The following is a 12983-nucleotide window of genomic DNA, read 5'->3' on the forward strand; positions in this document are numbered from 1 at the left end:
TTACAAAAACAAGCTTTTTTATGCCGTCAGATTGTATTTCGTTTAAAGACACAGGATATTTTTCTAAACTTATTTGTGATTATTTAGCTGAAGCTGAAATGCTAAAGCCATTATATAACCGTTTCCCTAAACTTGAAAATTTTAAGGAGCAAATAGAAGAGAAAAGTACTTCTTTTAATCAAGAATCACGAACTGTTTTGGTTGATGTTTTGCATGAACAGTATAAAAATACTGAAACTTCTAAGGCTACTTTGGATAATATTGAAGCCTTAACTAACAGCACAACTTTTACAGTAACCACAGGTCATCAATTAAACTTATTCACTGGGCCTTTGTATTTTTTACATAAAATTGTCTCCACAATAAATTTAGCTAAAGAATTAAAAGTAAAATATCCCAAACATAATGTTGTGCCAATCTATTGGATGGCTTCCGAAGATCATGATTTTGAAGAAATTAACTATTTTAATTTTAAAGGAAAGAAAATTCAGTGGAACAGAAAATCTTCTGGTGCTGTTGGAGCACTAAACACAGAAGGATTAGAAGCTGTTTTCCAAACGTTCTCTAAAGAATTGGGTGTTGGTAAAAATGCAGATACCCTTCGCCAGTTTTTCAAGAGCGCCTATTTAGAACATGATAATCTTGCAGATGCTACTAAGTATCTTGCAAACAAATTATTTGGTGACTATGGTTTAGTAATCGTAGAAGCTAACAATAGAGAATTAAAACGTCTATTTGTACCACATATTGAAAAGGAGTTAAAAGAACAAATTTCAGAACAAAAGGTTTTAGAAACTAATGCTAAAATAGAAGCTTTAGATTTTGGGATACAGGTAAACCCCAGAGAAATAAATCTTTTTTATATTACTGAAAGATTACGAGAACGCATTGTTTTAAAAGATAATGTTTATAAAGTACTCAATACCACAATTAGTTGGAGTAAAAGTGAATTAATAAAACACTTGTATGAGGTGCCAGAACGGTTTTCACCAAATGTTATTTTAAGACCATTATATCAAGAAGTGATATTGCCCAACCTGTGTTACATTGGTGGTGGTGGGGAATTAGCGTATTGGTTTCAATTAAAATCTAATTTTGAAGCTCATAACGTAGTTTTTCCTATGCTATTACTGCGTAATTCAGTATTAATAAAAACAAAACAGCAAGCTGATAAGCTAAAGAAGCTCAACATTTCTAATAAAGATGTTTTCTTAAAGCGAGAGTCTTTCATTAATAAGAAAGTAAGAGAAGTTTCCAATATAGATATAGATTTTTCAGAACAGATAAAATATTTAAAAAGTCAGTTTGAAGATTTATATACGTTAGCGAAACAAACAGATGTGTCTTTTGTTGGTGCAGTGTCTGCACAAGAAAAAAAGCAAATTAACGGACTTCAAAACCTTGAAAAACGCTTGCTTACTGCACAAAAGAGAAAACTAAAAGATCAAGTAGCTCGCATGACGCTGCTTCAAAACGAGCTATTTCCAAATAATAGTTTGCAGGAGCGAAATGCTAATTTTAGCGAATTGTATTTGGAATTTGGAACCGAATTAATCCCTCAATTAATTAAATATTTAAAGCCTTTAGAGGGTCAATTTTCAATTCTTGAATTATAAGCAATGCATAAAATAGATTTAGATTTAATTGAAATGACACTTGATGTCATGAAACACACCATAGATCGTATTTCAAAATCAGATGATAAAATTGGTAGACCACAAAAGGCAGAAACACTAAAAGCTCTAGTGGGCGAAACCGTAACACGAGAAGGTATTGGTGGTGAAACGGCATTTAATCTTTGGAAAAAACATTTAATGCATGCTAATGTAAAGTCAGATCATCCACGACACTTAGCATTTGTTCCTGCAGCTCCAACAAGAGCAGCAATTATGTTCGATTTAGTAACTTCGGTTTCTAGTATTCATGGTTCATATTGGATGGAAGGAGCCGGAGGGATTTTTTGCGAAAACGAGGCCATGAAATGGATCGTATCCCTAACCGGTTTGCCAGAAGGTGCTTTTGGAGTCTTTACAAGTGGTGGAACTGCAGCAAATTTATCGGCAATAGTTGCTGCACGAGAATATTGGAGAAGTTTAAACGATAAAAATAAAGTAGAAAAAGGTTTGATAATTACATCTTCTGGAGCACATTCTTCTATAAAAGCAATGGCAAAAATTGTAGATGTTGATGTGTTATTGTTGGAAACGGAAGATAAATTAACAGGTGAAGATTTAAAGCACGCTATTTTAGGTTTAACAGCACACGAAAGACAACGTTTGTTTGCAGTTGTAGCTACAGGCGGAACGACAAACGCAGGGATAATTGACGATTTAGAAGGTATTGCAACCATTTGTGAAGCTGAAAAATTATGGTATCATGTAGATGCTGCATACGGAGGAGGCGCTTTAGTAGCAGATTCTGTAAGGCATTTGTTTAATGGTATTGAAAAGGCAGATAGTATTACCATAGATCCCCATAAATGGATGTTTGCTCCTTACGATTGTGGAGCAGTACTTTATAAAGAACCAGAATTAGCCAAAAAGGCGCATTCACAACAAGGTTCTTATTTAGATATTTTTAAAGATGAAGGAGCGCATGGTTTTAATCCATCAGACTATCAAGTGCAATTAACACGTCGTGTTAGAGGATTACCACTATGGTTTAGTTTGGCAACACATGGAACAGATAGATACAAAGAAGCAGTAGAAAAAGGATTGGAGTTAGCTGTTATTACAGGTAAATTAATAGAAAGTTTAGACCATGTAGAATTAGTTAGAGCACCAAGTTTATCTTGTGTCTTATACCGAAGAAAAGGATGGACACCAAACGAATATCGAGATTGGACATTTACTAATCACGAAAAAGGTTTTGCATTAGTAACACCTACAAAATGGAAAAATGGAGATGCTTTTGAAACCGTCTCACGTTTTTGTTTTATAAATCCAGATACTAAAGAAAATGATATTTTAGCTATTTTGGAGTCTATGAGGTAAAATATATAGACTGTTAAAAAGTAGAGTAAAAAAATCTTAATTCGTCATTCGTCAATCAAAAATCAATTACTATTTTTGCGCATGCAACATGATAAAGTACTTATTTTAGATTTTGGATCGCAATACACACAACTTATTGCGCGTAGAGTTCGAGAACTTAATATCTATTCAGAGATATTTCCATTCAATAAAATTCCAACAAATTTAGACGATTATAAGGCGGTTATTCTTTCGGGGAGCCCAATGTCTGTGAGATCTGCGGAAGCTTTTCATCCAGATTTAAAAGGTATTCGTGGTGTAAAACCAATGCTTGCGGTCTGTTATGGAGCCCAATATTTAGCTCATTTTTCAGGAGGAGAAGTCGCAGAATCTAATACCCGTGAATATGGTAGAGCTAACTTAAGCTTTGTTGAAGAAGATGCCTTTTTAAAAGGAATTTCGGTAGGAAGTCAAGTATGGATGAGCCATAGTGATACTATAAAAAGTTTACCAACAAACGGAAAATTGTTAGCCAGTACTCACGATGTAAAAAATGCAGCCTATAAAATAGAAGGAGAAGCAACGTATGCAATCCAGTTCCATCCAGAAGTATACCATTCTAAAGACGGAAAACTATTATTAGAAAACTTCTTAATAAACATTGCAAATGTAAATCCAGATTGGACACCAAATGCCTTTGTTGGCGAAACGGTAGAAGCTTTACAAGCTCAGATAGGTAAGGATAAAGTGGTGCTTGGTTTATCTGGAGGTGTAGACTCTTCGGTAGCAGCCATGTTATTGCATAAAGCTATCGGTGAAAATTTATATTGCATTTTTGTAAACAACGGTTTACTGCGTAAAAACGAATTTACAGAGGTATTGGAGCAATACAAAGGCATGGGCTTAAATGTAAAAGGAGTAGATGCTTCGGCACGCTTTTTGGATGCCCTTGCAGGAAAGAGTGACCCAGAAGAAAAACGTAAAGCTATAGGTCGTGTCTTTATAGAGGTTTTCGATGATGAAGCACACGAAATAGAAGATGTGAAATTTCTAGCACAGGGCACAATTTATCCAGATATAATAGAAAGTGTGAGTGCTACTGGTGGACCAAGTGTAACTATAAAAAGTCATCATAATGTGGGTGGATTGCCAGATTTCATGAAACTAAAAATCGTTGAACCACTTAAAGCCTTATTTAAAGATGAGGTGCGTAGAGTAGGAGCTTCAATGAATATGGACGCAACGCTTTTAGGGCGCCATCCTTTTCCAGGTCCAGGTTTGGCTATTAGAATTTTGGGAGATATTACTCCAGAAAAAGTTCGTATTTTACAAGAGGTCGATGCCGTTTTTATTAATGGATTAAGAGCAGCTGGATTATACGACAAGGTTTGGCAAGCAGGTGCGATTTTATTGCCAGTAAACAGTGTTGGAGTTATGGGAGACGAGCGAACATACGAAAAATGTGTAGCACTTAGGGCTGTGGAAAGTACAGATGGTATGACTGCAGATTGGGTAAATTTACCTTATGAGTTTTTGCAAAAAACCAGTAACGATATAATAAACAAAGTAAAAGGCGTAAACAGAGTGGTTTACGATATTAGTAGCAAGCCGCCAGCAACAATAGAGTGGGAATAATAATTATAACTGTCACTTCTAGTGCTTTTTTGAGAAAAGACAAAAAATAGCAGCGATAAGAAGGACGTTACCATGAGAGTCGCGTTTCAATTTATTTTGAACGCAGTCGAAAGGTTATATCTTTTTTCTGCTGAACTTGTTTCAGTGTTTCTCTAAGCTAATGGTGTTTTTGTTTTAAGAGAATACCGCGATTTTAAGCAAAAAAAGATGCCACTACAACCGCAAACGCAACTTTGAACGTATAATAAACATATGAAGAGAATAATATACATCCTTAGCCTATTAGTGCTATTTAGTTGTGCTTCTGCAAATGCGCAGAAATATAATACACATCGTGTTAAGACGGGAGAAACAGTAGAAACTATTGCGAAAAAATATAAAGTTTCGACTTCAGATATTTATAAGCTAAATCCAGATTCTCGAGAAAAACTAAAACCAAATTCAGTTTTAATAATTCCCAAAGCGGGAAGTTTAGATTCAACAACAATTGAAGAACCCAAAACTGAGAAAATAGTTGAGCGAACTTTAAAACGTTTCACTAAGCACAAAACAAGACGGAAAGAGACTTTATTTAGTATCTCCCAAAAGTATAATATAGAAATTGAAGATATTAAAAAGTATAATACGTTTCTATATGCTAACAATCTTAAAAAAGGAAATAAACTAAAAATACCTGTCTATAAAACAGTGGTAACAATTAAAACTGTACCAGAAATTAAGACAGAAAACACAACTTATGTAGTGCAACCAAAAGAAGGTAAATGGAGAATTGCATACAAATATGGTATAACCGTTCAAGAGTTAGAAAGCTTAAACCCTAACCTGCCAGATATATTACAACCCGGTCAAACTATAACCATTCCAAATCTAGAAGCAGATAAGGTAAAAACGATTGAAGCAGAATATAGCTATTACAAAGTATTACCAAAAGAAGGCTTTTATAGGTTAAAAGTAAAATTAGGTTTAGAGCAGGCCAATTTAGAGCGTTTAAATCCAGAACTGGCAACTACAGGTTTAAAAGAAGGTATGATATTAAAAGTGCCTTTCGATACTTCTGTTAATAATACAGACAGTGGTATCACACAAGGTACTGTTATTTATAATGTTTCAGGTACTGTTGAATTATCTAATATAGTAAGAGATTCTAGTATAAAAAACATAGCAGTTATGTTACCTTTTACACTTAATAAAATCGATATAGATTCTGTTTTCGATGTAAAACGAAAAATAAAAAACGATAGAACTTTAGGAATTACTTTAGATTTTTATTCCGGTGTTTTAGTAGCTTTCGATTCTCTTAAAAAATTAGGTATAAACCTAAAAGTGGATGTTTATGATACTCAAAACAGACTTAGTGAAGTTAATTCTATTATAAGAGCAAACGATTTTGATGGCACACATGCTGTAATTGGACCTTTACTTACTACTAATTTTAATGCTGTTGCTAATGCTTTAGAACGCGATAATATACCTGTAATTTCTCCTATAGTTAAAACCGTTACTCTTGGGCGTAATGTTTTTCAATCGAGACCAAAGGAAGAGTATTTAAAATCTAAAATTATAGAGTATTTTAAAACCGATTCTACTGCACAAGTATTAATAATAACAGATTTAAAACGAAAAGCTGCTAGTGCAAGATTAAAAGGTAAGTTTGCTAATTCTAAATTAGTAACTTCTCGTTTAGATAAAGAAACAAGTAAGGATGCTTATAATCTTACAGAAGAAGACTTAATAGAGCTTATTAAGCCTGGGAATAATGTGGTGTTTTTAGAAACCAATAATGCTGGTTTTGTTTCGAATGTATCTAGCATTCTTAATGGTTTACAAATAGAAGGCACCAAAATTACGTTAACAACTACAGACCAGAATAAGGCTTTCGAAGGCGAAGAGGTTTCAAATTACCATTTGTCTAACCTTCATTTTACATATCCTTCAATTTCTAAAATATTGAATTCGCAAACGACCAATTCATTTGTAAAGCATTACAAACAGCAGTATAGCATTTCACCAAATGCTTATGCTATTCGTGGATTCGACTTAACAATGGATGTGGTATTACGTTTGGTAACGTCTCAAGATTTATATCAGTCTATAAACGATGCTCCTATGACCTCTTACATTGAAAATAAATTTGCTTACAAAAAGAAATTGTTTGGAGGTTATTATAATGAAAGCGTATATTTAGTATGGTATAATGATTTAGAAATAGAAGAAGTAAAGCAATAAGTATTGTATGCTTTTCGTTTTCAGTAGATTATAATAAACGTATGAATAAATTTTTTATAATCATTAGCTTTTTGTTATGTATTCAAAGTGATTCTCCTGAATTTTCATGGCATGAAAACCATAAATTAAAATGGACGGATTTTGAAGGCGAACCAGATATGGATTCTAGTGCAGCCGCAGTTACAGCTTCAGGTATTACCTTTAGTTATTCTATTCAAAAAAGCAGTACAGATGGAATTACGGGATTTCAAACTAAAGCATTTGCGCATTTTTATCCAGAAGAGTCTTGGTGTAAAAAAGACATAATAGACAATCATATTCTAAAACATGAGCAATTTCATTTTAACATTACAGAGTTAAATGTTAGATATTTTCGCGAGAAAGTTTCAAAACTAAAAATCTCTTCTTCAATTGAAAATCAACTTGATGATTTAAACAATCAAATCAATGAGAATTTAGGAAAAATGCAAAAGCTTTATGATGCGGAAAGTAATTATTCTATCAATAAAGAATGTCAAGCAAGATGGGTGATTTTTGTAAAGAAAGAATTAAAACGATTAGAAAAATATAAATCTAAGTAATACCAATTTATTTTATGCGACATTCAAAACTTAAATTGTTATAATGCAACTTCAACCAGACAAAACCTTTCTAATCAAGTTAGCACATACCAAAATGCCTTTTGGTAAATACGAGGGCAGATATTTAATAGACTTACCAGAATACTATGTGGTTTGGTATCACAACAAAGGCTTCCCAAAAGGTAAACTTGGAGACATGCTAGAAACCGTTTACACACTTAAATTAAATGGTTTGGAAGGATTAGTGAAAAATATACAGCGAAATTTCGATAAGATTTAGTTTTCAGGAATCTGCGTTTAAACGTAATTTGTCCAGTTAGTTACGTAATTACTTGTCTAAGTATTTACAATAGTTTAATTGCTTTTTAATATTTTTTTTATGTAAAAATCTTTATCTGCAGACATCTTTATTATATACATTCCGTTACTCAAACTCTTCACATTTAGGTCTAAACGTGCAACATCTTGTACCGTTTTTTCTAAAACAATTTTGCCGCTAATATCAAAAATTAGAATGTTTAGATCTGCATAGTTTTTATTCAATTTTATATTAAGAGTATTATATGCAGGGTTTGGAAACAAGCTTACGCCTTCTATATCAAATTCCGCGACACTTAAATTAGTAATACTTATATTTTTTGTTTTGGTGTTAGATTTACCACATTTAGTATTTGTTAGAGACACGGAATAATTACCAATGGCTAAAAAGGTATGGACAGGGTTTATTTCTGTAGATGCAGTGCCATCACCAAAATCCCAAAGTATGGAGTCAAAATCTGCACTTGTATTTGTAAATGAAACAACATCTGTAGTAATAACTTCAGAATAATCTGCCATGGCTTGATTTATAGTAAAATCCCAGTTAGTAATAGTATCAAAAACTATTGTCTTTGCTGCCATCTTAATAGTATTAGCTAAAGTTTCAGATAAAGATGAGTTCCATGTAATTGTCGTTGGGTCTTTTTTGTAAATCATAGTATAAAAGGCACATGCTGCGGCATAAGAACCGGCTAAAGATGGATGTGAACCATCACTTGAGTATAAGTCAATACTAGGATGGTTTGTTCTAATAAACCTCCAAACGGCTCCTGCTGGTGCAACTTCAGCTTCATTGGTATCTGCCATGAGACTATAAGTCGCTTTAATGGCATCGTCCATACCTTCATAGGTGCAAACCCAAGGCCTAATTGCGCAATTTCCTGCATCTCCATTCTCTCTTCCCCAAGTCATATAAAATAGAGGTTGAGAGCATACATCATTAGCTCTTATTGTATTGCTTAAGGATGCTGCATAGGGATATAATTCTGTTGCCATTTGCGATGGACTCAAAGACGTTTCCTGGCTTTGAGCTTGTAAAGTAACATAATCCCAATTATCTGAATTAATTTTATTTAGAGTAGTCGTGTTAGAAGCATGGTTTATAAAGCGAAAACCTCCTGGTGTATTAGAATCATAAATCAATACATCTCCTGTACTCATCGCCATGTTATTTACAAGTGATGGTAAATTGTTTGATGCTGTATAACTATTGCCAATAAATAATACTTTTTTTGTTATTTGGCTAGTAGCAGAAATAATACAAAAGAAGATTAAACTATAAGAAAGTAATAAGTGTCTCATTTTTATTTAGTTCTTTAGATTCTAAAAGTAAACAAAGTTGTTTGAGTTTTATTCTAAACTATGGTAAAAATAACAGATTAACGCTTTAACTAATTAATTTTAAAGAATAGGTGAGTAAGATAGAACGTAATTTCGATAAGATTTAATTTCAAGAAGGTTCGTTGTATGTTATTCGTGTTGGCTAGCAACTAAATTAGTAATAGAATACTAACCAAATGTAAAGCCTTAGAGTTTTGAAGAGTTATAACCCAATGAAATTTAAATGTACCTTAAAATGATGTTTCCAAGATTAATGTAATAAAAAGACAAGAGGTATGATATATGTCAGCTTTTAGTGAAATAGGAACGATTATATTGTGATTTATTTAATTTTTAAAAGATTAAAAGATGATTTCACCTAAATCGATGCACACTTTTCATATTCCGGTAATGGGATTAGCGTATACCATAGATAGTCCGATTCGTGTGGCTCAATATGGAATTTCTTCAGTAATATCAATTATTGACGACGATCTTATGGAAAAAATGAATGCATTTTATAGCAAAAAATTCAATCTGCCATATAAGGAAATATCAAAAAAAGATAAGGATTATCGTGCCCAGCGCATTACTTCTTATTTAAATGTTGTGGATGCTATTGTTAGAGAAAAATTCTCAAAATTAAAAACAGAATTATCAGAAAGCAAATTAGCTTTAGAAAATTTCATGGCTACCTTGCCAAATAAATCCAGTATTAAAGAAGGGATTTCCAATGTGTTAGATGAAGGTTCTACTCTGAAAGGGAGTGTTTTAGACTACTTGGAAAAGCATTTAAAAGTTGGTGATATTGATGTGAATATCATGACAAAAGTTGATAAGAATAATTTTTTTAAAGGCGAACAATTACCAGTTGAGTTTAATGATGCACATGCTTCACTTCGTGGTTTTGCTAATAGTAATTTGAATTCTTCAGTTGTGTTATCTGCAGGAATGAACCCGAGATTATACAGTTACTTTGAAAATTTTAACGATTTTTTTCCAGATCGCGAGGGTCAGTTAAAAAAGAAGATTATTCTTAAAGTTAGCGATTATTGTTCAGCTACCATTCAAGGAAAGTTTTTAGCTAAAAAAGGACTTTGGGTTTCAGAATATCGTATCGAATCTGGTCTAAATTGTGGCGGACATGCCTTTGCAACAGATGGGTTTTTGTTAGGTCCTATTTTAGAAGAAATTAAGAATAAAAAAGAAGAACTAATGCAAGACACGTACGCTATTTTTGAAAAAGCGCTAAGTCTAAAAGAATGTATTGTTCCAGAGCGACCTTTAGATTTAAAGATCACGGTTCAAGGTGGTGTTGGAATAGCAGATGAACACGAATTTTTGCTTGAAAACTATAAGGTAGATTCTGTAGGTTGGGGAACTCCATTTTTATTAGTTCCAGAAGCCACATCTGTAGATAAACAAACCAGGGCATTATTAGTAAATGCTAAAGAGAAAGATTTGTATTTAAGTGGTATTTCACCGCTAGGAGTTCCTTTTAATACGATAAAAGGAACCTCAAATGAGTTCTACAAACAAAAACGTATCGATAACAATAAAGCAGGAAGTTCTTGTCCAAAAAAATACTTGGCTTTGAGTAAAGAATTTGGTCCAGAAGGTATTTGTACAGCTTCAAAAATATATCAAGATGTGAAGCTGCAAGAATTAGAAGCTAAACGATTTGGAGTGACTGCAGATATGTCTAAAAATGCTGAAGCCAAAATTATAGAAAAAGCGTGCCTTTGCGTAGGTTTGGCCAATGCGTCTTATTTGGAAAATGATATTAAAATAAAAGGTCAGGAGCAAGGTGTAGTCATTTGTCCAGGACCAAATATGGCTTATTTTGATAAGGAAGTGTCGCTTTCGAAAATGATGCAGCATATTTATGGAAATGGATCTGTACTTTCACATATCAACCGCCCAAATATGTTTGTCAAAGAATTGAAAATGTATGTAGATTATTTAAAAAATGAAATCACTGCTATTTCACAAGAAGTTACAACTAAGCAAATTAAGAAATGGGTCGCTTTCAGGAACAATTTGTTTAACGGCATTTCTTATTATCAGGATTTGTTTCAAGCGCCTATATCTTCTGAAAGTGAAAACATACAAAAGGAACTTCAGTTTTATAAAGAAGAACTTATCGAAGTTACAATTCCGGAATTGGAAGCGGTGTAATTGTAGGGTTTAATAATAATGAAAGATTAAAAACGTCAGCGCACACTATTCAACTAATCGAATTTATAATAAAAAAACCAAGCCTAAATTCATCTCAAATTAGACTTCTAATGCCAAATTATAAGGTTAGTGCAGTATCAAGATGGAACTCATTAGTACACAAACATGTTTTCCCGTTAGATCTCTTTTCTTTATTATTTATTTAAGCTTAATGGTGCCAAGCATACAAAATTATAGACGAATCGTCTGAAAGGAGGGCCACATAAGAATGCAATTGATTGCCTTTTGTAAGACTATATTCACTGGAGATTTGAAGATTATTAGTAGTATCCAGAATGTTTTGAATTTTTTGATCCAGTAATTTGTCTTTTCCTTTAAGCCTTGTTTTTGTTGAAAAGCCTTTAGTGTCCATGTGGTCTGCAAGGTTTCGATAGTGTGTTTCATCCATATGGATTAAGGAAAGACTAATATAACCTCTAGCGTAGGCACCAAAAGTCCAGTTTTCTTGATGAATAAAGTGAGCGCTCTCTGGTAAATCTAAACCTGTAACTTCTTTAAAATGTTCTTTGTACATGCTGTTTGGGTTATAAATACCTTGATAACTAGCATAGCTCAACCACAATATAGGGAGCAATGCAAGTAATCGCCATACTTTCTTATACTTCATCTTTTTTACGTACCAATAAATACCAAAGGCAATGCCAATTGGAATTCCGTAAACAAATACTATTCCTATTAAAAGTGTAAAGATGGATGTGAGTGTTTCCATTTCGTTATTGTGTTTTATTCGTTAAAATGATCAATCCAAATACTGCTGTAAGTTTTCTTTTAGCCATAGTTCTTTTGCTTTTTCATTTCCTTGATCTACTGCTTTTTTTACCCAACTTGCTCCAATTTTTTCATCTTTCTCAACGCCATTGCCTCCAAGATATAAAAAGCCAACATAGAATTGTGCGTTAGAGTTTCCTTTTTCGGCTCCCATTTTAAACATTTTAAATGCGAGTTTAAAATTTCTTTCAATTAAAGTCCCATTCGCATACATAAAGCCTAAACCAACCATGCAATTTGAAGAATCGCAATCAATTCCCCTTTGATAAGTTTCTTTGGCAGCAATACCATTTTTAGAGGTTCCAGAGCCTTTAACGTATTTTCTCCCTAGTAAATAGCACGCATCAAAACCTAAAGTAGCATCACATTGACAGCCCGATAATTCAACATGCTTTTTGAGCCATTTAAACGCATCTTCAGATTCAGGTGAAGTAACTTCATAATATAAATAAATTCCCTGTAGCGATACCTTATTACCAAGTTCAGCAGATTTTTCGATCCAAAGATAACCTTCACCAGGATTCTTCATGATACCATAATACAGACCCAATTTATGAATAGCCTTTACGTTTCCTTGTTCTCCACTTTTTTTTAACCACTCCAATCCCCTTTTAATATCTTGTTGGATACCTGCTATTTTAAATTTGGAATCAAAGTAGATTAATCCTAGTTTATATTGTGAAACAGCATCGCCTTTCTCAGCTGTTTTTTGCAGGTCTTTAAAATCAACATCTTGGCAATTTGCTTGTAACGAAATAAATAGAAGGAGTGTAATTGATAAATACTTCATAGGGTATAAACTGTTTATTAGAGATTAAAAATGAGCTTTTAATTCAATCAAGCAGTTTAAATTCAGAAGTAAAAAATATCAAATAATGTCATTGCTTAACGGCATCGTTTCGAAGAATTCATAGACTTCTTGTAA

At 33.0% G+C, this 12983-nt stretch carries 10 protein-coding genes; 7 read left to right on the top strand and 3 right to left on the bottom strand.

Translation table 11 applies throughout. From position 1 onward, the window contains the following. The first annotated feature begins 20 nt into the window (after window positions 1-20). The 6 genes from bshC (at window position 21) to RH82_RS01460 (ending at window position 7694) form a co-directional block, all read left to right on the top strand. Window positions 21-1616, top strand: a complete 1596-nt coding sequence (gene bshC / locus RH82_RS01435; RefSeq protein ID WP_034057457.1) for a bacillithiol biosynthesis cysteine-adding enzyme BshC — start codon at window positions 21-23, stop codon at window positions 1614-1616. 3 nt (window positions 1617-1619) lie between these two features. Further along, window positions 1620-2993, top strand: a complete 1374-nt coding sequence (locus RH82_RS01440) for a pyridoxal phosphate-dependent decarboxylase family protein (protein WP_034057459.1) — start codon at window positions 1620-1622, stop codon at window positions 2991-2993. Between the two features lie 81 nt (window positions 2994-3074). Next, complete coding sequence (gene guaA / locus RH82_RS01445) at window positions 3075-4607, top strand: glutamine-hydrolyzing GMP synthase (RefSeq protein ID WP_034057460.1); 1533 nt, start codon at window positions 3075-3077, stop codon at window positions 4605-4607. Between the two features lie 252 nt (window positions 4608-4859). Beyond that, window positions 4860-6833, top strand: coding sequence for a LysM peptidoglycan-binding domain-containing protein (locus RH82_RS01450; protein WP_034057461.1), 1974 nt, complete (start codon window positions 4860-4862; stop codon window positions 6831-6833). 71 nt (window positions 6834-6904) lie between these two features. Next, a complete protein-coding gene (locus tag RH82_RS01455; protein WP_241147983.1) occupies window positions 6905-7414 on the top strand; it encodes a hypothetical protein in 510 nt (169 codons plus the stop codon). Between the two features lie 43 nt (window positions 7415-7457). Continuing rightward, the gene (locus tag RH82_RS01460) at window positions 7458-7694 is read left to right on the top strand and encodes a DUF3820 family protein (protein ID WP_034057463.1); all 237 of its coding nucleotides are present in this window, start codon (window positions 7458-7460) and stop codon (window positions 7692-7694) included. Window positions 7695-7768: 74 nt separating this feature from the next. Here the strand turns inward: RH82_RS01460 and RH82_RS01465 are convergent, their stop codons facing one another. After that, window positions 7769-9034 carry a T9SS type A sorting domain-containing protein gene (locus RH82_RS01465; protein ID WP_052158146.1) on the bottom strand — a complete coding sequence of 422 codons (1266 nt, stop codon included), beginning with the start codon at window positions 9032-9034 and terminating at the stop codon, window positions 7769-7771. A 387-nt stretch (window positions 9035-9421) separates the two neighbouring features. Here RH82_RS01465 and RH82_RS01470 point away from each other — a divergent pair, with 387 nt between their 5' ends. Beyond that, window positions 9422-11230, top strand: a complete 1809-nt coding sequence (locus RH82_RS01470; protein WP_034057464.1) for a hypothetical protein — start codon at window positions 9422-9424, stop codon at window positions 11228-11230. Window positions 11231-11438: 208 nt separating this feature from the next. Here the strand turns inward: RH82_RS01470 and RH82_RS01475 are convergent, their stop codons facing one another. Then, the gene (locus RH82_RS01475; RefSeq protein ID WP_034057465.1) at window positions 11439-11999 is read right to left on the bottom strand and encodes a hypothetical protein; all 561 of its coding nucleotides are present in this window, start codon (window positions 11997-11999) and stop codon (window positions 11439-11441) included. Between the two features lie 30 nt (window positions 12000-12029). Next, entirely contained in the window at window positions 12030-12848 is an 819-nt protein-coding gene (locus RH82_RS01480) for a tetratricopeptide repeat protein (RefSeq protein ID WP_034057466.1), read from the bottom strand. Window positions 12849-12983: the final 135 nt, after the last annotated feature.

It is taken from the genome of Lacinutrix jangbogonensis (genome assembly GCF_000797445.1).
Classification (GTDB): Bacteria; Bacteroidota; Bacteroidia; order Flavobacteriales; family Flavobacteriaceae; genus Lacinutrix; species Lacinutrix jangbogonensis.

Coding starts and splice junctions, on each gene's coding strand:
- RH82_RS01475 (WP_034057465.1), bottom strand. CDS start 11,999: ATGGAAACACTCACATCCATCTTTACACTTTTAATAGGAATAGTATTT.
- RH82_RS01450 (WP_034057461.1), top strand. CDS start 4,860: ATGAAGAGAATAATATACATCCTTAGCCTATTAGTGCTATTTAGTTGT.
- RH82_RS01480 (WP_034057466.1), bottom strand. CDS start 12,848: ATGAAGTATTTATCAATTACACTCCTTCTATTTATTTCGTTACAAGCA.
- RH82_RS01465 (WP_052158146.1), bottom strand. CDS start 9,034: ATGAGACACTTATTACTTTCTTATAGTTTAATCTTCTTTTGTATTATT.
- RH82_RS01440 (WP_034057459.1), top strand. CDS start 1,620: ATGCATAAAATAGATTTAGATTTAATTGAAATGACACTTGATGTCATG.
- bshC (WP_034057457.1), top strand. CDS start 21: ATGCCGTCAGATTGTATTTCGTTTAAAGACACAGGATATTTTTCTAAA.
- RH82_RS01470 (WP_034057464.1), top strand. CDS start 9,422: ATGATTTCACCTAAATCGATGCACACTTTTCATATTCCGGTAATGGGA.
- guaA (WP_034057460.1), top strand. CDS start 3,075: ATGCAACATGATAAAGTACTTATTTTAGATTTTGGATCGCAATACACA.
- RH82_RS01460 (WP_034057463.1), top strand. CDS start 7,458: ATGCAACTTCAACCAGACAAAACCTTTCTAATCAAGTTAGCACATACC.